The sequence below is a fragment of the Cohnella kolymensis genome, assembly GCF_000829465.1.
In the GTDB taxonomy this organism is placed as follows: Bacteria; Bacillota; Bacilli; order Paenibacillales; family Paenibacillaceae; genus Cohnella; species Cohnella kolymensis.
In genome coordinates this window covers 1-19,921 of sequence record NZ_JXAL01000023.1, presented here as the reverse complement: position 1 = coordinate 19,921, position 19,921 = coordinate 1, and the positions used below count along the sequence as shown (strand labels likewise).

The window sequence follows — 19,921 nt, the reverse complement described above, 5'->3', positions numbered from 1 at the left end:
TTCCCGGCAAGTGCCGGAAAACGAACCTTGTGGCTCAATGCGTCATGCGTGTGTGCGAAGGCTCCGGCTCCGAAATTTCGCTTAAAGCGTCGCTCGCTTCGTTCATGAAGATTTCGTGAATCGCCATGTCACCCAGAGCGACGATTCCAACCAGGTTGCCGTTGTCGAGCACCGGCAGCCGTTTAATCTGATGCTTGGCCATAATATCCGCCGCGTCGTCCACGGACGCATCCGGGGACAGCGTATGCACATCGCGGGTGATCACCTCCGTGATCGAGGTCGAACCGGAATGCTTCCCCGCATAGCCGCGCAGCACCAAGTCCCTGTCCGTACAAACCCCGAGCAGCTTGCCGTTGTCGACGACCGGTATAAAACCGATGTCTTTGTCTTTCATCAAAACCGCTGCTTCATAAATGGTTTCGTTCGGACCGAGCGTGTAAATGTCGGACGTCATAATCTCCGTAACTTTGGTCATCAATGCTCCTCCTTTCGTATCCGTCTCTAGAGTGACCGAAACAGGAAATCCTCATACGAAAGAAGCTTCTGCCGCGGACTGCCGCTACAGATCGGAGGCAGCGTCATCCGACACGGCAATGAGCAGTCTTGCTGCGTGAAGCATCGCCTTCTCTTCGATATCAAAGCGAGGGTGGTGATGAGGCGCGGAACTGCCGTCCTCAGCTCCTGCTCCTACGAAAAAGAAGCAGCCGGGTTTCTTTTCCAAATAATACGAGAAATCTTCACCGGCCATAACTCTTTCACATTGCTGCACTTTCACATCGGGCATCTGTAACGACGCCGTGCGAAGCATTCTCTCCGTCTCATCGGCGTCGTTCACGACCGGCGGGTATCCTTCATAATATTGAAACTTGAAATCACACCCATGAAGCTCGCACATATGACGGACGGTGTCTTCTAGCCGTTGTCTCACCAAGCCGCGGACCTTGGTATCAAAGCTGCGCACCGTCCCGCTTAACCGGCAGCGCTCCGCAATGACGTTGTTGGCGGTTCCGGCGGAGAATTGGCCCACGGACAGCACAGCCGCATCAAGCGGGTCCACGTTGCGGGAAACGATCGTCTGCAGCGCCACGACAAGCGACGCTCCGGCGACCAGCGCGTCCTTGCATTGATGCGGTACCGCCGTGTCCGCCGCGGCCTATAATCTCAATCTCGTATTCATCAGGGGCCGCCATGAACGTTCCTGCTCTTGCAGCGACTACGCCGTAAGGCATAGGTGACCATAGATGTACGCCATAGATGACATCCACACCTTCGAGCGCTCCATCCGCAATCATGCCCACAGCGCCACCCGGCAGCAGCTCTTCGGCCGGCTGGAATAAGAAAATGCGGGTTCCCTCGGTGTCGTTCCGATGCAAGCTGTAATACCTCGCTACGGCCAGCAGCTGAGCGGTATGCCCATCGTGCCCGCAAGCGTGCATAACGCCGGCAACCGTCGACTTGTAGGAAGATTCCTTGTCTTCTTGAATCGGCAGCGCGTCAATATCCGCCCTGAGTGCAATGGTGCGGCCGGGCAATCCTCCGGTGATCTTGGCGATGACACCGGTGCCTGCCGCCCCGCGTCTGACTTCAAGTCCCCAGGATTCCAGCAGGCCGGCAATCATTCGGGAAGTATTGTGCTCGTGAAATGAAAGCTCCGGATGCTTGTGCAAATGGCGCCGCCATTCGACCATATCTTCATATAAAGACAGCAGCGTCTGTTCCTTAATCGTCAAGGCGGCCGCCCCTTCCCCATGTCCCGTTTATTGGTACCATTGTATCAGAAAGCGGTCACATCCGTAACCGCCCGGCCTCCCAAAGGGGTAGAATTTGTCAACGAACGTTCTAACTTCTCCATGTATACAGGGTTGCGGAAGCCCTTCAAACCGTCTATCATGGAAGGGTAACAAGCTCGTTTCGACCTTCCAAAGGAGGATTTTTGGCATGATTATCGAGAATACTGGATTGAACGGATTGCGCAGCGATCTCGCGCATTTGGACGAATCGGGAGAAAAGCTCGGCTTTGTTCGCTGGCAGTGGGAATACACGCGCGCTACATATGACCTCAAATTGCATGACCGTTCCAACGGTGAAGACTACTTCTTGCGTATAGCGACTCGGGCGGTAGAAGGAAAACTGGAAAACCCCGATGCGGTGCTTGAACTGGAAGCCGTCTACATCGGCCGGGCAACGTTCCCTCACGGGCTGGATTATGAATCGCCGATCCCGCAGCCGATTATGAATATCGCAACGCAGCGCGCGCAGGAACTGAAGCAGCTGCTTGCCTAAGCGAGCCATGAGCACAGATTCGAAAAACCCGGCTCAAGGTTCGCGCGGCACGCCGGATTTTCTGCTGCTGATTCTCACAATGGTACTGGTGTGCTTCGGTCTGGTCATGGTATTCAGCGCAAGCTCCAGCATGGCGGCCATCGATCCCGATTACAACAACGACCCTTTGTATTTTATGAAGCGGCAGATGATGTTTGCGGGTTTGGGCACATTCATCATGCTTGTACTTATGAACATTCCTTATTACAAATACAAGAAATTGTACGCCTTGTTCTTCTTCGGAACTCTTATTCTGATGGCGATCGTTCCATTCGCTGCTGACGAAAGAAACGGCGCCAGGAGCTGGCTCCAGATCGGAGATTTCGGAATACAGCCGACGGAGTTCGCCAAGCTTGCCATCATTCTCTACCTCGCGGCGATCATCGCCAAGAAAGACGAGAAATTTCGGGAATTCAAACGGGGATTGATGCCCGTCATGATTGTCGTCGGTTTGTTCGCCTTCCTCATCATGCTGCAGCCCGACTTAGGCTCCTGTGCCATCCTCGTGCTGTGCGCCGCAGCGATGGTTGTTGCAGGCGGATCCAACATGAAGCATGTGCTTCTCTCGGCAGGCGTGCTGCTGGGTTTGGCCGCGCTCGGGACAAGCGTGTTCCTTCTGTTTAACCCGGACTTTGACGGAGGCTACCGGTTCGCCCGCTTCACTGCTTTCATGGATCCTTTGGCAGACGAGCAAGGCGGCGGCTATCATCTGATCCGCTCGCTTGAAGCGTTCGGACATGGCGGACTAACCGGTGCGGGGCTTGGAAACAGCGTTCAGAAATTGTTTTATATTCCTTACGCATACAATGACTTCATATTCGCCGTCATCGGCGAAGAGCTCGGCTTTATCGGAACGACCCTGTTCCTGCTTTTCTATATGCTGTTCTTGTGGCGGGCTCTTATCGTATCGCTTCGCTGCTCCGATATTTACGGCACATTAATCGGGGTCGGACTTGTTTCATTGATCTCCATTCAAGCTCTGATCAACATGGGCGGAGTGAGCGGTGCGATTCCCATCACCGGAGTCACCTTGCCTTTTATCAGTTATGGAGGCTCGTCGCTGCTGATGATGCTGATCGGAATGGGTATTCTCCTGAGCATATCCAGAGAGTATAATCGTGAGGACAAAGAACGGCGAAACGGATAGCAGATACAAAAAACAGAAAACCGTGATTGACCGGGCTCTCGCAGGAGCACCCTTCAATCACGGTTTTCTGTTTCGATCCTTATTTCAACCGATGACTGTCATCCGGCTCTTCGTCTTTGAAGGCGACACCTTCCACCTTCACGTTCACTTCCACGACGCGGAGCCCGGTCATATTCTCTACCGCTTCCTTAACGTTGTCCTGCAGGCGGCGGCCAACCTCCTGTATGGGAATCCCGTATTGCACGACGATTCGCAGATCGATCGCAGCTTCGAGCTGCCCGACCTCCACAGATACGCCCTTCTGGGCGTTGCGTCCGCTTAACCGCTTGGCCAGACCTTCCGAGATTCCGCCGGACATTGCGGAGATCCCGGGCGTTTCCAGCGCTGCCAAGCCGGCAATCGTGGCAACGACGTCGTCGGAAATACGAATCAGACCTTGATCGTGCTCGTGCAGTTCTTCCGTCATGGCGGCACACTCCCCGAACCTAATGATATGTATGCCTTCATTGTACTTGATGGGTTCGGCTTAAGCAACACCGTGCGCTTCCAGCTCCTGCCATCGCTTCGGCTCCGGTTTACCTGCCCTGCTCTTTTGGTTATAGTAAGTAATGGCAATCCATATCGAGCCCAAAACAAGAAGACGAGGTGTTGCTGTGTTGAAACGGCTTTTCTTCCCTTTATTGATCGCAACGTTTGTTCTTAGCGCAATATCTCACTATTTACATTGGGGACCGGAAATTACATTTGGCTTATCGGCGATCGCTATTGTGTTCGTAGCCGGCTTTCTCGGCAAAGCGACGGAAGCCGTCGCCCATTACGCCGGACAGCGGCTCGGCGGATTTCTTAATGCGACGTTCGGCAACGCGGCAGAATTGATCATCTCCATTTTTCTTATCAAAGAAGGCATGTTTGCAATCGTTAAAGCCAGCTTGACGGGCGCGATCATCGGAAATCTGCTTCTCGTCCTTGGTGTCAGCGCATTGGCCGGAGGGCTTAAATACAAAGAGCAGAGATTCAACATCCATCTGGCGGGTCAAAATGCGTCTCTAATGATGCTGGCCGTTATTGCCCTGTTCATTCCTGCGGTTTTCGTCAAAACGGAAAACATTCCGGAAACCCAGACGATGACGATGAGCATTATTGTTGCGGCATTCCTGATCTTCGCTTACTTGGGGTGGCTGTTCTACTCCATGTTCACCCACAAAGATATGCTTGAAGACCACGTGGACACGCAGGCCGATCACGGCGAACAACCGGCTTGGTCGCGTATGCGATCGATATTGTACCTGATCCTCGCCACCGTAATGGTCGCATTTGTCAGTGAATGGCTGGTACATACGCTCGATACGTTCACGAGCCGATTCGGATTATCCGAGCTGTTCGTCGGTGCTTTCGTGGTTGCGATCATCGGGAATGCCGCCGAGCACAGCGCTGCGGTCATGTTAGCGATGAAGAACAAAATGGGTGCAGCTGTCGAGATTGCCGTCGGCAGCAGCCTGCAGATCGCGTTGTTCGTAGCGCCTGTTCTTGTGTTTGTCAGCTTGCTGTTCCAGGAGAATATGAATCTTATCTTCACTACAATCGAACTTGCAGCAATCGGCGTCGCCGTATTGATCGCCACATCCATCTCCAGAGATGGAGCGACAACATGGTATGAGGGTAAGCTGCTGCTGATCGTGTATGTAATCCTTGGCGTTGCGTTCTACTTCGTATAATAAACAGTGGTGAAAAAAAGAAGAGCGGCATGCCCGGCGGGCTGCTACTCTTCTTTTCGTTCCAACGCTTCGTATAAAATCGCCAGATTGCGTTCCAACTGGCTGATCAGCAATTTGCCTGTGCCTTCCTCCAACAATCCCGAGCGCACCGCAAAATCCACTGCCCGTGAGAAGCCGTACATTTGGGTGTCCAGCACTTCTTCATACAGCGGGCATTGCCGGGTCGTGAGATTCTCCATCTGAATGGCGATAAGCTTTTCAATTTTGTCGGCGTCCTCCTGCAGAAGACGAAGCGCCTTCTGGTTCAGGTGGACGATCGTATCCGATGAAGCCATTCCTACTCCCCCTGTACCCATGCCTTCTCATTAAAGCTATCCCTTTCATATTAGACGATATTACAAAGAAGTACAAGGACGGGTACCCCGAAACAGGATTTACATTCGGAAAAATGCCTTGGAAAAGTAAAACACCCCGCCGGAAAGAGCGAGGTGGCCGTAAGTATGGATCGGTGGGGATTAATCCACAACCTTGACATTCAAGTTATGTTTGGAGAAGACGGCTGCCAGTTCCTTTTTGGCCTCTTCAGCGTCCGGTCCGTGAACGTGCAGCTCGTAAGAATGATTGCCTACAAGCGTGGTGAACAATCCCAGAATGCTTTTAACGTCGATGTACTTGTTCTCGGCTTGCAGCACGATTGAAGAACGGAACTTGTTCGCGGTTTGGGACAATTCGACAATTGCCGCGTTGTTAGACATCGGAATCCCTCCAAATTTAGACTGTTCGATTATCTTCCCCATCATACCAAGTTCAGCGGAAGTCATGCAAGAGCGGCGTGTTACTTCAAAGCTTCCGGGTTGAGCCCTTGCAGCTCCGGCAGAACAAACAGGCCGTCTTTGCGGATCAGCACATCGTCGAAGTATACTTCTCCCCCGCCGTATTCGGGACGCTGGATGAGCACGAGATCCCAATGAATCGCGGAACGGTTGCCGTTATCCGTATCCTCGTAAGCTTGCCCTGGTGTAAAATGCAGGCTGCCGGAAATTTTCTCGTCGAACAGCGTGTCCTTCATCGGATGGAGAATGTACGGGTTAAATCCCAGGCTAAATTCGCCGATATGCCGCGCACCTTCATCGCTGTCCAGCACGGCGTTAATGCGATCGGTGTCGTTTGCCGTCGCCTTCACGATTTTCCCGTTCTCGAAAGTGAACTTGATATTCTCGTAAGTAAATCCGTTATAGACGCTCGGTGTATTATAAGCCAGAGTTCCGTTGACGGAATCGCGCACCGGGCAGGAATACAATTCGCCGTCCGGAATATTGCGTTCTCCCGAGCATTTTTTGGAGCCGATGCCTTTGATCGAGAACGTCAGATCCGTGCCCGGGCTTACAATGCGCACCTTATCGGTACGGTTCATCAGCTGCTGAAGCGGATCCATCGCCCGGTCCATTTTCGAATAGTCCAGGTTGCAAACGTTAAAATAAAAATCTTCGAACGCTTCCGTACTCGTATTCGCGAGCTGAGCCATTGCCGAATTCGGGTAGCGCAGTACGACCCATTTCGTGCGTTTGACCCGCTGCTCCATATGTATCGGGTGGCTGTAGATTTTGTCGTACAGCTTCATCTTGTCGGACGGAACATCCGCCATTTCATTGACGTTCTCACCGGAGCGAATGCCTATATATCCTTGCATTTGCTTCATTCTTTCCAGGTCGTAAGCAGCCCACGTTTCCATTTGTTCAGCAGTGCCGTTCTTCACCAGACTGCGGAGCACGGAACGATCGGATAGCTCGACGAACGGCCGTCCTCCCCGTTTGGCCACTTCTTCGATGACGCATTTGAGCAGTTCGCGCTCGGGTCCGATCATCTCGATTAGGATGTTCTCGCCCGGTTGAACTTTGACGGAATACCCCGCCAGGTTGGAAGCTAATTTCTGCAGACGCGGATCATGCATGATAAAATGAATCCTCCTTTGATTTCTGCGGCTATTTTCTTATTGTACCACTCCGATCCTGCCGCTGGAAATTGGTTACCGACACTCTTTTTTCACGGTACGACCTGCCCCCCGAAGTATATTCAAGCACCGTTTCTTCCTTCAGCTGGCGGGGAAACCAAGTTCGGGGATCAGCTGACCATAGGCAGACGGTTGACACCTGCAAAGTTGAGAGAGCTTGCTCAAGCGTTTTGTCAGCCTTGCTCAGCACCTGTTCCGCCGCCGCGCGATTTTTACCGGCAAACACCTTTTCCTTACGCAGCGATGCCAGATCCGCCCTTAGACTGTTCGCCATTCTTTTGCGGGCCGCATCCTCGTCCAGCTCTATGCGAAACTGCACCGGCGCGGACCGTTGGGCCGCTCCGTGTAACGGATCGCAGCCGAACCGTTATTGATGGCCTGCAGCAGCTGCAACGGCTGGAAACCGTCGCCGTTCTTCTGCGCTTCGGCAGCCGTTCCCTGCTGTGGCGGTGTTACCGTCATATTGAGCTTTCCGTGTCCGACGACCTCACCCTTGTATGCCGTCCGGTTGACCACCCAGCCGCCCGCATCCACGACAGCGACCTCCCCGTTAAAGCCATACCGTTCGCTGCCGGACAGTGCCGAAGCGGACATTGCGAACGTCTTCTCGGCCGGCATGGAAGCGGGCCACATTGCGCACCCTTGCAGGAGCAGTAGGAAACAGATCCCCGCGCGGGCCGCGATGCGCGTCATCTTATTCAACATGAGCGTAACAGCACTCCTTTGGGCTTGATTCGCTTCCCCTTCCTTGGTTTATGTTTTCCAGAAAAATAAAAAAACCTCGTCGGGTGGACGAGGGGGTTCAGCCGGTCACTATACGGTTGCGGCCTTGATGCTTCGCTTCATATAACGCCATATCCGCTTTATAAAACAAAGATTCGACGCTTACTTTCTCATCTGACGAGCGCCATGCCGATATGCCGCATGAAACCGTGACGCTCGGATTCGTCTCCTCTTGCACCCGCTGCCTGATTCGCTCGGCGATGCTTTGAGTCTGTTCCAGTCCGAGGAGAGGCAAATAGATCGCGAGTTCCTCACCACCCCAGCGGGCCGCGATATCGGTGTCCCGGATGGAGGTTCTGATGATGTTGCTCACTTGAGTGAGAATATCGTCCCCCACCTGATGACCGTGAGTATCGTTGATCTGCTTGAAATGGTCGATGTCGACAACGATCAACGAGCCTAAGTTGTCGCGCATCTGCTTCCGCCCAATTCTCTCGTTCAGATGATGGCGGGCGAACAATCCGGTTAAATTGTCGGTAATGACCATTCTTCGGACCTCCGCATGTAAAGACGCGTTCGACATTGCCAGCCCAAGGTGAGCCGACAGCACGTGTAACAATTTATAATTGTCGTATGAGAAGTGATTCGCTTCCCGCTTGGTCAGCAGCACACAACCGATCAGATCGCCGTTAAGCAGCATCGGAGAAGCGAGCAGAGAACGCGAGTGTGTGAGATCCATCAGCTGCGATCTGACGGGTGTTGCCGAATCATAGTCCGAAAGAATGATCGGTTCCTTCGTTGTCCATAGAACGCCTGAGAAACCGGAATCCGTCGTATAGGTCTGTCCGTGCAAAGCAGGAACGTTGGACGACAGGACGACAAAGCGGCCGAGCTTGACATTGTATTGAAGAATCAAGCTGTAGTCAGCCTTGAAAATCTTCAGCAATTCCGCTGAGGCAAACTGCATCGTGTCGGACAGCTTCAAACTGCGATTCAGCCGCTGCGTTATCTCATTAATCAGCCGCAGCTCTCCGATCATGATATTCGCCTGCTCGTGCAGCTTGGCTTTCTCGAAGGAAGCGCCCGCTGCCGCCGCGAGCATGTTGAGGAAACGGATGTCCGCTTCGTCGAATTGGTTTTCGGGCAAATTCAGCCTCAATACACCGTACACACCTTGTTTGCCCGATAACGGAAGAGCAACCTGATGCCGGCCTCCCGACAGATCCTCGCGGATCTGCCCGTCGACAAATGCCAGCTTGCACAAATCCATGTCGTTCAGATGGAACGCCAGCGGCTGAACCTTCTTGTTCTGGCTGCTGTAATCCTGAGACAAAAATAAATCCGCCTTGCAAATCGGGTACATTTGTTCAAGGCTGTCCAGCACTTCAGACAGAACATTCTCCACGTCAATGTGAGCATTGAGACGCCGTATCACTTCAAACAATATTTCACGCCGGCGCTCTTCTCTTTCATTCATCTTCTGATCCCTGAGCAATCCGCCTACGAACATATTCTCAAAACGGCGGTACATGCATCCCCGGAAATGCAGAGATGCCGCCTGCAGAAGCTTGAGGTCGCCTGCCTCCGCGGTTCCCGCCGGTAGCAAGCAAGCCAGCAAGGCGCAAGGAATACCGGTTGTCCTGGTGAACACAGGAACGGCAAGAGAATCGAAAGCTTTCAGCGCAGGCGATGTATGCTCCTCCGCTCTCATCAGTGCAGGACGGCACGTCTCCAGCGCCGTATTCGCGGCGGTCGCACCCAAGGTGTCGGCGCGCCAAGCAAACGGATGCACCTGGCCTTCATCGTTATGTTGCATCGCAATGCTTGTTCCGTCCGGGTGCAAAAGCACGATCGTTCCGCTCACCCATGGAAATCCTTCGACATCTTCCTGCCAGTCTTTAAAGCTGATCGACAGCAAACTATGTATGTAAGGCAAATCCGTTTCCGACAAATCCTGTTTATCCAGCCACGAGGGCAAATCCGCACGGCTGCGGAAAGGACTCTGATTATTCTGCAAATTGTCGTTATTTTGCAGCGGCTTGCTTTCGTGAACCAACCTTGACACCTCGCCCGATGTCCCATTTTCTACACTATACAATGAAAAAACCAACTTTGCACTATTATCTGCGGGTCTATCTTCTTATAATCTATTTTTTTCAAAAGTAGTGTATTTCCCTTGACATCGCCATGCAAATTCATATAATATAACTTGTTGAATACTGGGCAAAAAATTTGTGACACCCTCTCGGATTTCCCACCAGCGGGCTGCGGCTGAACATCCCTGACTGGAACCGATTGAATCGGTTAAGGAGAAATCCGCGCAACGAAACCCATTTTCAAATCATTCTTTTTTGAAAAAGGAGCTTTCACGAACATGTCAAGATATACAGGTCCCAAATTCAAACTAAGCCGCCGCCTCGGCATTTCCTTGGGCGGATCCGGTAAAGAACTGAAGCGTCCTTTCCCTCCGGGACAACATGGCGCTAACACACGCCGCAAAATCAGCGGATATGGCATGCAGCTTCAAGAGAAACAAAAACTGCGTCACATGTACGGCTTGAACGAGAAGCAGTTCCGCAACTTGTTCAACCGCGCTACGAAGCAGCAAGGTATTGCCGGTGAGAACTTCATGTTCCTGCTGGAAAGCCGTCTGGACAACCTCGTATACCGTCTCGGCTGGGCTAACTCCCGCTACGGCGCGCGCCAATTGGTTTCTCACGGTCACGTGACAGTCAACGGCAAGAAAGTCGACATCGCTTCCTACACGGTGCAAATCGGCGACAAAATCGGTCTTCGTGAGCGCAGCCGCGGTCTGAAGTCGATTAAAGAAGCTATGGAAGCTCGTCATCACCTGCCGGGCTACATCGACTTCGACGCCAACGCTATGGAAGGCACATTTGTTCGTCTTCCGGATCGCGGCGAATTGTCCCAAGATATCGACGAGAAGCAAATCGTCGAGTTCTACAGCCGTTAATCATTTTCCACCCCAATGCATTTTGGGGTGGTTTTTCTTTTTGCGGACTGCTTCCAAATTCTTGAGGGCTTGGCGGGGAAGTATCTCGTTTCGGTTCCTGTTGAAATCATGAAATTTGAATGGTTTGAACAAGGTTATTTCACGATTTCAAAGGGAAACGCTGTCGCTCCTCCACGAGATACTTCCCCTTTGTTTACTCAACGATGCAAACCTCCCTTCCTTTATCCGGCTTTTGTGGTTGATCAATTCCCGCTAAAATTAAAGGCTATCCCAAGGCAGAAACTTTCTTTCTGCCTTGGGATAGCCATATTGTATTTACTAGTTACTTCACGGCCAGCCGCACGAACTTCCGTTTGCCGACTTGGAGTACATCGCCATGCTTAGCTCAATATCGCCGTTCGGGTCGAGCAGCTTCTCCTCGTTCAGGCGGACTGCGCCTTGCTGGATGCTTCTGCGCGCTTCGCTGGCGGAGCTTTGCAGACCGAGCACGGTCAGCAGCCTGGCGATCCGGATCCTGCCCTCGGACAATTCTTCAGCCGGTATGACAACCTCTTCAATATCTTCCGGCAGCGCCCGCTGCTGGAACACCGCAACAAAGTGATTTTCCGCAGCCGCCGCGGCCTCTTCCCCATGGTACATCCGGACGAAGGTGCGGGCCAGCTTCATTTTGGCGTCGCGGGGATGAACGGTGCCGTCTGACAAGCCGGCACGCAGTTCGTTAAGCTCCTCAATTCCGATGTCCGTGGCGAGCTCGTAATATTTGAGCATGAGTTCATCCGGAACGCTCATCGCTTTGCCGTAAATTTCATTGGGCTCCTCATCGATTCCGATGTAATTGCCCAAGCTTTTGCTCATTTTATTGACGCCGTCCAAGCCCTCGAGCAGCGGAAGCATCAGCGCCGCCTGCGGAGATTTGCCGTATTCCTTCTGCAGCGTGCGGCCCATGAGAAGATTAAACTTCTGATCGGTACCCCCGAGCTCGATATCACTTTCCAGCGCTACCGAATCGTAACCCTGCATGAGCGGATAAAAGAATTCATGTACGCTGATCGGTTGATTCGACTGGAATCTTTTCGTGAAGTCATCCCGCTCCATCATGCGGGCGACGGTAATTTTTGCGGCCAATCCCACGACATCGGCGAAGTTGAGCGGAGCGAGCCAGGAAGAGTTATAGTAAATGGTCGTCTTTACTGGGTCTAATATTTTAAAAGCTTGCTTTTGGTAGGTTTCAGCATTGCGCTTCACATCTTCTTCCGTAAGCTGCTTGCGGGTTTCCGACTTGCCCGTCGGATCTCCGATGCGCCCCGTGAAATCTCCGATGATCAGCTGCACTTCATGCCCCAGCTCCTGAAATTGACGCAGCTTGTGCATGACCACCGTGTGCCCGACGTGAATGTCCGGAGCGGACGGGTCCAAGCCAAGCTTCACCTTCAGCGGCGTCCCGGTCCTAACCGACTCCGCAATTTTGGATGCCAGCTCTTCCTCCGGAACAATGTCCGCCGCACCCCGCTTGATTACCTCAAGCTGACGGGATACTTCACGCTGCTGCTCCTGCGTCAGGGTGTTTTTTTTCGTCCGTATTCAATTCCGATTTCCTCCCTTGTCACCAACCGCCCAAATCCCAATAACCGCGCATAATAGGTGCGAATTTCTCTCTTTATAGCACACCCTTCCGAATGAAGTCAAACGATGCTCTTATGTGCTATAATAGTTCTGTTTGTTGAAGGAGGATCCCCAGTGAAAGATTCCAAACAACCCCCTCCGCCGCGGCGTAAAGGGGAACGATTGAAGTTAGCCGGAAAAATTACAGGCTTTACGGTACTCTGGCTGATCTTCTTCGGCGTGCTTGCCGGACTGGTTGCGGCCGGAGCAGTTACCGGATATGTGGCCTCATTGGTGCATGACGAGCCCGTCAGGCCACCCAAGTTCATCGAACAGAAGATCAACGAGAATGCCATTACAGGGTTCGCCTATTTCCGCGACGGCACGCCGATCGGCCAGCTGCGCACGGAAGAGGACCGCAGGCCGGTCAACTACAACCAAATTCCCAAGTCGATTATCGACGCGGTTATTGCTACGGAAGACAAAAACTTTTTCAGCCATACGGGTATCGACACGAACGGCTTATTGCGCGCCGTCAGGCAGCAGTTATTGAATGAAAACGTGCAGACAGGCGGCAGTACCATCACGCAGCAACTAGCAAGGCGGGTGTTCCTCAGCTTGGATCAGACATCCAGCCGGAAAGCCAAAGAAATTTTCCTGTCGCTGCGGTTGGAACGGTATTTGAGCAAAGAACAAATCATTACGGCCTACTTAAATAAAGTACCCTACGGCAACGGTTCGTCCGGATACAATCTATTCGGAATTAAGGCAGCTTCCAAAGGAATATTCGGAATCGAAGATTTGAACAAATTGAACATCGCTCAATCCGCATACTTGGCCGGCCTGCCGCAATTGCCTTCGCTTTATTCCGCTTTTACGGGAAAAGGCGATTTCAATGAAAAGAATTTCAAAAGGGCCGTGCAGCGTCAAAAGCTGGTGCTGAAGCGGATGCTGGAAGAGAACAAGATCACCCAGGCGGAATATGAAGAAGCGCTGGCATTCGATCTGTACACCTCTCTGGCCAAGCCAAGCGAGAAAGCTTACAATACTTATCCTTATTTGCTGTTGGAAGTTGAACGCCAAGCTGCCGAGCAGCTTGTCCTTTTGAAGAATCCGAATCTTAAACGGGAAGACCTCAAAAAGAAGCAAAATTCCGGCCTTATTGAAGATGCCCGGACTCAGCTTCTGCGGGGCGGCTTTACAGTAACGACGACGATCGATAAACAAGTGTACAACCTGATGCATGATATTGCCGAAAATCCGGATAATTTCTCACCCGACCATCCTGTGCGAGGCGTGGAACAGATCGCTGCAGTCATGATGGAGCAGAAAACCGGCGCGATTCTCGGCATGATCGAAGGTCGAGACTTCCATATCGAGCAGATGAACTTTGCGACCCAAATGACACGCCAGCCAGGGTCGGCAATGAAACCGATCGCAGCCTATTTGCCGGCTATCGATCAGGGCTTGATACAGCCCGCCAGTATTCTGGACGACGCCCCTGTCATACTGCGTAACGGCGGAAGCGGATTCCATATTCCTAAAAATTCCAATAACCGTTACTCCGGGCTTGTTACAGCCAGGCAAGCGCTGAATCATTCTTACAACATACCGGCTTTAAAAATCTTCTTGAATAAACTAACGATCGAGAAATCGTGGGATTCGTCCGTTCACTGGGCATTACCACAATCGTCGAAGAGGATAACAATGCGCAGACGGGCGTAATCGGCGGACTGAAATACGGCGTGACGGTAGAGGAATTGACGAATGCGTATGCCGCGATCGCCAATCAAGGCGTGTTTAACGATGCCTATATGATCAAAGAAATTCGCGATGCCAACAACGAAATCGTCTACAAACATAAATCCGATCCTCAGCGGGTCGTCTCCGAACAATCGGCTTATTTGATGACCGATATGCTGAGAACCGTCATTACCGACGGTACGGCAGTTACTTTACAAAACAAGTTCAAGAATTACGGCAAAATACCGATTGCCGGTAAAACCGGCACCACCCAAAACTACGGGGATGTCTGGTTCCAAGGTTTTACTCCCGATGTCACGCTCGGTGTCTGGGCAGGTCACGAGAAGGTCATTCATACGCTCAAGACCAAAGAAGCGCAAGGCCGGGCACGCTCCATCTGGGCGGAAATCATGAATTCCGTCACCGAGGCGAAACCGGAGCTGTTCCCGACCAAGGAGTTCCACAAGCCTGACGGAATCGTGAGCATGACGGTGTCCAGCGTAAGCGGCAAGCTGCCTACCGAATTAACGCGGGCGTCGGGGAAACTGGTGACCGATATTTTCAATGCCAAATTCGTTCCGAAAGAACCGGACGATGCCCTGGTCAAAGTGAAATATATTTCGTATAACGGCGTCAACTATTTGCCGCAGCCGGGAACGCCGGAAGACCTGCTCCGCGAGTCCATCATGATTGTGAGGGAGACGCCGCTGGACACTTTGATCGAAGAGTTAAAGAGCGTATTGGGCAAGGTCAAAACGGCTAAACCCCTTTCGTACTATTTGCCGAAGGATGCCGCGCAAAGCGCGCCGTCGAAGATCGATCCGCGCCAGGACGACGGGAGCGCGCCTAACCCGCCGGGTCATATCGCCGTGGAGACGGTAAACGGGAAGGTGCGGGTGTCGTTCACGCCTGCCGGCCAAGCTGACATTGCCGGATACCGGTTGTACCGTGCCGTTGACGGCGGTTCCTACAATAAAGTGGAAGCGTCGGTGCCGACAGGTCAGGAACCGAAATTCGTCAACTACATTTCCTCCGGCCAATCATACAGCTACTACGTTACTTCGGTGGATGTCGCAGGCAATGAATCGGCCCCGAGCGAGATTACTTCTACCAACGGTTTGCCGGCCGAACCGGATCCCGGATTTCCGAATGGCGGGGATCCGAACGGCGGAGACAACGGATCCGGTCAACCGGATAGCGTCGTCAGCGTTCCGAATGCCCCTGTGGGACTGACGGTCAGAGCAAGCGACATCGGAGCCAGCTTGAGCTGGAGAGCCAATTCCAGTCAGGAAGGTGTGACGCAATATCAAGTCTGGTTCAGCGCCGCGCAGCAAGGTAATTACACGCTCCTCGGCACGACAGACACCCCTGACTTCGAGTACGTCGATACACTCACATCCGGCTGGTACCAAGTCACTGCCGTGAACGCGAACGGTGAATCCGAGCCGTCGGCCGCTGTGAAGCTGAACTGACAAAAGCCCGCCTCCATCTAACGACGGAGGCGGGCTTTTATATGGTTTTATGGAAAAGTGCTGTTTAGTCCTCGATCGTTGACAGGTCGCCGGCCGGGAGGTTGAGCTCCCAAGCTTTGAGAACGCGCCTCATGATTTTACCGCTGCGTGTTTTGGGCAGTTTGTCTTTGAATTCGATTTCCCGCGGAGCGGCGTGAGCGGACAATCCTTCCTTCACAAAGCGGGCGATATCCGTTTTCAGCTCATCCGAAGGCTCGTATCCTTCGCGAAGCGAAATGAAAGCTTTAATAATTTCTCCGCGAAGCGGATCCGGTTTGCCGATGACGCCGGCTTCGGCGACCGCTGGGTGCTCGACAAGCTTGCTTTCGACCTCGAACGGACCTACACGCTCGCCGGCCGTATTGATCACGTCGTCCACCCGGCCTTGGAACCAGAAGTAGCCCTCGTCATCCATATAAGCGGAGTCGCCGGATACGTACCAGCCCGGGATGCGGAAATACTCTTCATATTTCGCCGGATTGTTCCATATCTTTCTCATCATCGACGGCCATGGCGTACGTAAAGCGAGGTTGCCCATACGGAACGCCGGCAGCTCGTTGCCTTGATCGTCGATGATCCCGGCTTGAACTCCCGGTATCGGTCGGCCCATGGATCCCGGCTTGACTTCCATTGCAGGGTAATTGCAAATCATATGTCCGCCGGTCTCGGTCATCCACCATGTATCGTGAATGCGCTGTCCGTATACTTTGTGTCCCCAGCGGACCACTTCAGGGTTTAACGGTTCACCGACGCTCAGGATATGGCGCAGGCAGGAAAGATCGAATGATTTCGCCACTTCGGCTCCCGCGCCCATAAACATACGAAACGCAGTCGGCGCACTGTACCACACGGTAACTTTATATTTTGCAATCGTTGCATACCAATCCTGCGGGCTGAACCGTCCGCCGCGAACGACATTCGTAGCTCCATTCAGCCAAGGGGCAAAAATACCGTAGGAGGTTCCCGTCACCCAGCCCGGATCGGCCGTACACCAATACACGTCATCCTCTTTGAGATCCAATACGATTTGACCTGTGTACAAATGCTGAAGCATGGCATTCTGAACGTGGAAAACGCCTTTGGGCTTGCCCGTCGACCCGGAAGTATAATGCAGGATCAATCCGTCCTCGCGATCGAGCCATGTGATGTCGGCCTCGTCGGATGCTTCTGCCATCGCTCTGCCATAATCGACAAGTCCTTCTCCTTCCGCCACTCCCTCGCCAAATACAATGATATGTTTTAAGTCCGGCAATTCCGAACGAGGTATTCTCGACATTAATGCAGGCGTGGTTACGATAGCGGCCGCCTCACTGTCCTTCAACCGGTCTCTGACCGCGGACTCCATGAACGCCTCAAACAGCGGTCCCACTACCGCGCCTATCTTAAGTGCTCCCAGCAGACTGAAATACAATTCCGGTGTCCGGGGCATGAAAATAAATACGCGGTCTCCTTTGGCGATGCCGAGAGAACGAAGCACGTTGGCAAACTTATTGGACTGCTTCGACATTTCCGCAAAGGTGTAGCTCTCATCTCTTTCATTGTTGCTGAAATGAAGCGCGATTTTATCACCTTTGCCGTCAGCGACATGGCGGTCGATCGCCTCATAGGCCATGTTCACTTTGCCGGTCCGCGCCCAAGAGAACTGAGCTTCGACATCCGACCAAGAAAACGTATCAACCGCTTCTTCGTAAGATTTCATGTTGGAGCCCGTCGCCGTGACGGCCAATTTTTCATCATGCTGCAGTGTCACTATACATCACCTTCCCATTGGATTACCGTCGATTCGCTGCGAATGCGCTTACAGGATCGTACCGGAGGATAGCGTTTTCCCCCGCCATTGTCATTATAACATAGTCGCCAAGCGTGACGCATACAGGAAAGGTACATTTCAGGAAAGGCGGGCGACATTTCACACCTCTGCCTGCGGGCGCTTCCTGTTCCGTATGCAATTAATGGTATAATTGCATCAGTTTGATATGATGCTGTTTCAGGAAAGGAGATCGGCATGGAACATATCAAAATATATGGCCGGCATCCGCTAGAACGAAAGGGCCGATCTCTTGTCGTAGAGGGTCCCGTGGCTCCGGAAATTTTAAGTGACTGGACGATGCACCCGGCGTTGGACGCGTTCCGCCGCCCTGCCGAGCAGCATCAGGCTTTGATAGAGATTGCCGGCTTGCCTGAAGGTCGAATCATTGCGGCGCGTGAAGGCGGCGTTATCGTAGGATACGTCACTTTTCACTATCCCGACGAAATGGAAAGATGGTCCGAAGCCGGCATGGACGATCTGATCGAGCTTGGAGCGATCGAGGTTGCCGACGAGTATCGCGGTCTCGGTCTCGGCAAGGCGCTGATCTCTGCGGCTTTTGACAAAGGACAGCTGGACAATGCCATCGTGTTCACAACGGAGTATTATTGGCATTGGGACCTGGAGTCGAGCGGACTGGGCGTCTGGGAATACCGCGAGATGATGGAACGTCTCATGAAGTCGGCCGGCATGGTCTGGTATGCGACGGACGATCCCGAAATTTGCGCGCATCCCGCCAACTGTCTTATGGTTCGTATAGGGAAAGACGTACCGATGTCGTCAGAAGAGCAGTTCGACCGGGTGCGGTTCCGGCAGCGGTTTATGTATTAATCAAAGGCAGGTGGCTCCTTATGAATGACCGTACGCTGTGGATCGACAATTCCGCCTGTGGAATCTATCGTTTTCATGATGATCATCCCTTTCATCCGATACGCCTTGAATTGACGAAGGATCTGCTCCACGCTTGCGGGGCGCTGCGGCAGGAACAGATGATTCTCCCTCTGTCTCTGCACGAGGGTGAGCACGAAGTTGACCTTATCCATCGCACCGATTTTGTCCGATGCGTTGCGGCATTGAGCGGCAAGACGTTGAATGACGACGCTGTAAAGCTTGCAGCCCAATATGGGATGGAATCCGACGGCGATACCCCTTTTTTCCCCGGCATTCACGAGGCTGCTGCGGGCATTGTGGCCGGTTCGCTTGCGGCTGCCGATGCGGTCATGTCCGGGCGTGCTGACCATGCGCTCCATTTGGCGGGCGGCTTGCACCACGCGTTTCCTGAAAGGGCTTCCGGCTTTTGCGTCTATAACGACGCAGCGGCGGCGAATTCCTGGATTCGCCGAAAATACGGCGCGCGGGTTATGTACATCGATACCGATGTGCACCATGGCGACGGTGTGCAGTGGTTTTTCTACACGGATCCGGACGTATTTACTTTATCTATTCACGAGACCGGCAAATTCCTGTTTCCCGGCACCGGCTTCCATCATGAAAGAGGGGCGGCGACCGGATACGGAGCTTGCTTGAACTTATCTATGGAACCGTATACAGAGGATGCGTCTTGGCTGGAATGTTTTGAGCGCGGCGTGCAGACAGCTGTGCAGGCCTTCAAGCCTGATGTGATCGTCAGCCAACATGGCTGCGATGCCCATGCTTTTGATCCGCTTGCCCATATTCATTGCAGCATGAAAATCTATCGCGAAATGCCGAGGATCATTCACGAACTGGCGGCGCAGTACACGCAGGGACGGTGGATCGCGCTTGGAGGCGGCGGCTATGACCATTGGCGCGTCGTGCCCAGAGCTTGGTCGCTGCTATGGCTTGAAATGACCGGCCATCCCCTGCTGAAACAGATCGACGCCAGCCCGCTGGGCGGGGATCTCCCTGAACAGTGGCCGACGGTTAAGTCTGCAAGAAGGCCGGCGCATCTTCCCGCTACTTGGCTGGACGACACCGCCGCATGGACTCCAATGCCGAGAAGAGAAGAAATTACAGAAAAAAACAGAACGATGATGGACATCGCTCTGCAGCACTTGGTATAGGTGTGAGAGGCTAATTCATTCGAAGCACCGTACCCGGACAAAGTAACTGGAAAATCTCCAGCTAACTTATTCACAGCACCGTACCCGGACAAAGTAACTGGAAAATCTGTTCGACTATATCGTTCTCGGATCGACCTCTTTCTCATGAGCCCCGCCGCAGGTTGTTCGCCGGACTTACACATCAGTTACTCACTCGCAATGCGTGCTGTAAGGCTGCTCAGCTGCCTTGCACGTCAGTTGCTCACCCGGATTGCGAACTGTAAGGCGGCTCAGCCGCTTTACACATCACGTTACTCACCTGCAATGCGTGCTGTAAGGCTGCTC

General features: G+C 53.0%; 17 protein-coding genes and 2 pseudogenes. 8 read left to right on the top strand and 11 right to left on the bottom strand.

The features are described from left to right. Positions 1 to 34 precede the first annotated feature (34 nt). Both SD71_RS14315 and SD71_RS14310 read right to left on the bottom strand, forming a co-directional pair. The gene (locus tag SD71_RS14315; RefSeq protein ID WP_041064486.1) at positions 35 to 475 is read right to left on the bottom strand and encodes a CBS domain-containing protein; all 441 of its coding nucleotides are present in this window, start codon (positions 473 to 475) and stop codon (positions 35 to 37) included. A gap of 84 nt (positions 476 to 559) precedes the next feature. Continuing rightward, positions 560 to 1,688: pseudogene (locus SD71_RS14310) on the bottom strand (amidohydrolase). A 250-nt stretch (positions 1,689 to 1,938) separates the two neighbouring features. On the opposite strand from SD71_RS14310, the gene SD71_RS14305 reads away from it, so the two are divergent. Then, positions 1,939 to 2,283: a YugN family protein gene (locus tag SD71_RS14305; protein ID WP_041064483.1), complete on the top strand. Its 345-nt coding sequence runs from the start codon at positions 1,939 to 1,941 to the stop codon at positions 2,281 to 2,283. Between the two features lie 7 nt (positions 2,284 to 2,290). Continuing rightward, the gene (ftsW, locus tag SD71_RS14300; protein ID WP_041064480.1) at positions 2,291 to 3,469 is read left to right on the top strand and encodes a putative lipid II flippase FtsW; all 1,179 of its coding nucleotides are present in this window, start codon (positions 2,291 to 2,293) and stop codon (positions 3,467 to 3,469) included. Between the two features lie 79 nt (positions 3,470 to 3,548). Here ftsW and SD71_RS14295 read toward each other — a convergent pair whose 3' ends face one another. Beyond that, a complete protein-coding gene (locus tag SD71_RS14295; RefSeq protein ID WP_041064477.1) occupies positions 3,549 to 3,935 on the bottom strand; it encodes an Asp23/Gls24 family envelope stress response protein in 387 nt (128 codons plus the stop codon). A 187-nt stretch (positions 3,936 to 4,122) separates the two neighbouring features. On the opposite strand from SD71_RS14295, the gene cax reads away from it, so the two are divergent. Continuing rightward, complete coding sequence (gene cax, locus SD71_RS14290) at positions 4,123 to 5,184, top strand: calcium/proton exchanger (protein ID WP_041064474.1); 1,062 nt, start codon at positions 4,123 to 4,125, stop codon at positions 5,182 to 5,184. A gap of 44 nt (positions 5,185 to 5,228) precedes the next feature. Here the strand turns inward: cax and SD71_RS14285 are convergent, their stop codons facing one another. The 6 genes from SD71_RS14285 to SD71_RS14260 all read right to left on the bottom strand — a co-directional run bounded on the left by SD71_RS14285 (position 5,229) and on the right by SD71_RS14260 (position 9,974). Beyond that, the gene (locus SD71_RS14285) at positions 5,229 to 5,519 is read right to left on the bottom strand and encodes a YlaN family protein (RefSeq protein WP_041064471.1); all 291 of its coding nucleotides are present in this window, start codon (positions 5,517 to 5,519) and stop codon (positions 5,229 to 5,231) included. A 180-nt stretch (positions 5,520 to 5,699) separates the two neighbouring features. Then, a complete protein-coding gene (locus tag SD71_RS14280; RefSeq protein WP_041064468.1) occupies positions 5,700 to 5,939 on the bottom strand; it encodes an HPr family phosphocarrier protein in 240 nt (79 codons plus the stop codon). Positions 5,940 to 6,019: 80 nt separating this feature from the next. Continuing rightward, a complete protein-coding gene (locus tag SD71_RS14275; RefSeq protein WP_041064466.1) occupies positions 6,020 to 7,135 on the bottom strand; it encodes an aminopeptidase in 1,116 nt (371 codons plus the stop codon). A gap of 31 nt (positions 7,136 to 7,166) precedes the next feature. Next, a complete protein-coding gene (locus SD71_RS14270; RefSeq protein ID WP_041064464.1) occupies positions 7,167 to 7,514 on the bottom strand; it encodes a hypothetical protein in 348 nt (115 codons plus the stop codon). Then, the gene (locus tag SD71_RS14265; protein ID WP_041064462.1) at positions 7,499 to 7,900 is read right to left on the bottom strand and encodes a hypothetical protein; all 402 of its coding nucleotides are present in this window, start codon (positions 7,898 to 7,900) and stop codon (positions 7,499 to 7,501) included. The genes SD71_RS14270 and SD71_RS14265 overlap by 16 nt, the downstream gene beginning before the upstream one ends. Before the next feature lie 97 nt (positions 7,901 to 7,997). Beyond that, entirely contained in the window at positions 7,998 to 9,974 is a 1,977-nt protein-coding gene (locus tag SD71_RS14260) for a sensor domain-containing diguanylate cyclase (RefSeq protein ID WP_052476275.1), read from the bottom strand. Between the two features lie 318 nt (positions 9,975 to 10,292). On the opposite strand from SD71_RS14260, the gene rpsD reads away from it, so the two are divergent. Next, a complete protein-coding gene (gene rpsD, locus SD71_RS14255; RefSeq protein WP_041064458.1) occupies positions 10,293 to 10,892 on the top strand; it encodes a 30S ribosomal protein S4 in 600 nt (199 codons plus the stop codon). A gap of 322 nt (positions 10,893 to 11,214) precedes the next feature. On the opposite strand, the pseudogene tyrS reads toward rpsD, so the two are convergent. Further along, a pseudogene (gene tyrS / locus SD71_RS14250) lies at positions 11,215 to 12,473 on the bottom strand (tyrosine--tRNA ligase). Between the two features lie 156 nt (positions 12,474 to 12,629). Between tyrS and SD71_RS25940 the strand changes: the two are divergent. Both SD71_RS25940 and SD71_RS25935 read left to right on the top strand, forming a co-directional pair. After that, a complete protein-coding gene (locus tag SD71_RS25940) occupies positions 12,630 to 14,219 on the top strand; it encodes a transglycosylase domain-containing protein (protein WP_326998758.1) in 1,590 nt (529 codons plus the stop codon). Further along, on the top strand, positions 14,150 to 15,709 hold the full coding sequence (locus SD71_RS25935) for a penicillin-binding transpeptidase domain-containing protein (protein ID WP_326998757.1): 1,560 nt from the start codon (positions 14,150 to 14,152) through the stop codon (positions 15,707 to 15,709). Before SD71_RS25940 ends, SD71_RS25935 begins: the two co-directional genes overlap by 70 nt. Positions 15,710 to 15,773: 64 nt before the next feature. Here SD71_RS25935 and acsA read toward each other — a convergent pair whose 3' ends face one another. Continuing rightward, on the bottom strand, positions 15,774 to 17,498 hold the full coding sequence (gene acsA, locus SD71_RS14240) for an acetate--CoA ligase (RefSeq protein ID WP_082034259.1): 1,725 nt from the start codon (positions 17,496 to 17,498) through the stop codon (positions 15,774 to 15,776). 255 nt (positions 17,499 to 17,753) lie between these two features. Here acsA and SD71_RS14235 point away from each other — a divergent pair, with 255 nt between their 5' ends. Together SD71_RS14235 and SD71_RS14230 are read left to right on the top strand one after the other, a co-directional pair. Beyond that, positions 17,754 to 18,386 carry a GNAT family N-acetyltransferase gene (locus SD71_RS14235; protein ID WP_041064456.1) on the top strand — a complete coding sequence of 211 codons (633 nt, stop codon included), beginning with the start codon at positions 17,754 to 17,756 and terminating at the stop codon, positions 18,384 to 18,386. 20 nt (positions 18,387 to 18,406) lie between these two features. Then, complete coding sequence (locus tag SD71_RS14230; protein ID WP_041064452.1) at positions 18,407 to 19,597, top strand: acetoin utilization protein AcuC; 1,191 nt, start codon at positions 18,407 to 18,409, stop codon at positions 19,595 to 19,597. Positions 19,598 to 19,921 lie beyond the last annotated feature (324 nt).

Coding starts and splice junctions, on each gene's coding strand:
- SD71_RS14315 (WP_041064486.1), bottom strand. CDS start 475: ATGACCAAAGTTACGGAGATTATGACGTCCGACATTTACACGCTCGGT.
- SD71_RS14305 (WP_041064483.1), top strand. CDS start 1,939: ATGATTATCGAGAATACTGGATTGAACGGATTGCGCAGCGATCTCGCG.
- ftsW (WP_041064480.1), top strand. CDS start 2,291: ATGAGCACAGATTCGAAAAACCCGGCTCAAGGTTCGCGCGGCACGCCG.
- SD71_RS14295 (WP_041064477.1), bottom strand. CDS start 3,935: ATGACGGAAGAACTGCACGAGCACGATCAAGGTCTGATTCGTATTTCC.
- SD71_RS14285 (WP_041064471.1), bottom strand. CDS start 5,519: ATGGCTTCATCGGATACGATCGTCCACCTGAACCAGAAGGCGCTTCGT.
- SD71_RS14280 (WP_041064468.1), bottom strand. CDS start 5,939: ATGTCTAACAACGCGGCAATTGTCGAATTGTCCCAAACCGCGAACAAG.
- SD71_RS14275 (WP_041064466.1), bottom strand. CDS start 7,135: ATGCATGATCCGCGTCTGCAGAAATTAGCTTCCAACCTGGCGGGGTAT.
- SD71_RS14265 (WP_041064462.1), bottom strand. CDS start 7,900: ATGTTGAATAAGATGACGCGCATCGCGGCCCGCGCGGGGATCTGTTTC.
- rpsD (WP_041064458.1), top strand. CDS start 10,293: ATGTCAAGATATACAGGTCCCAAATTCAAACTAAGCCGCCGCCTCGGC.
- SD71_RS14235 (WP_041064456.1), top strand. CDS start 17,754: ATGGAACATATCAAAATATATGGCCGGCATCCGCTAGAACGAAAGGGC.
- SD71_RS14230 (WP_041064452.1), top strand. CDS start 18,407: ATGAATGACCGTACGCTGTGGATCGACAATTCCGCCTGTGGAATCTAT.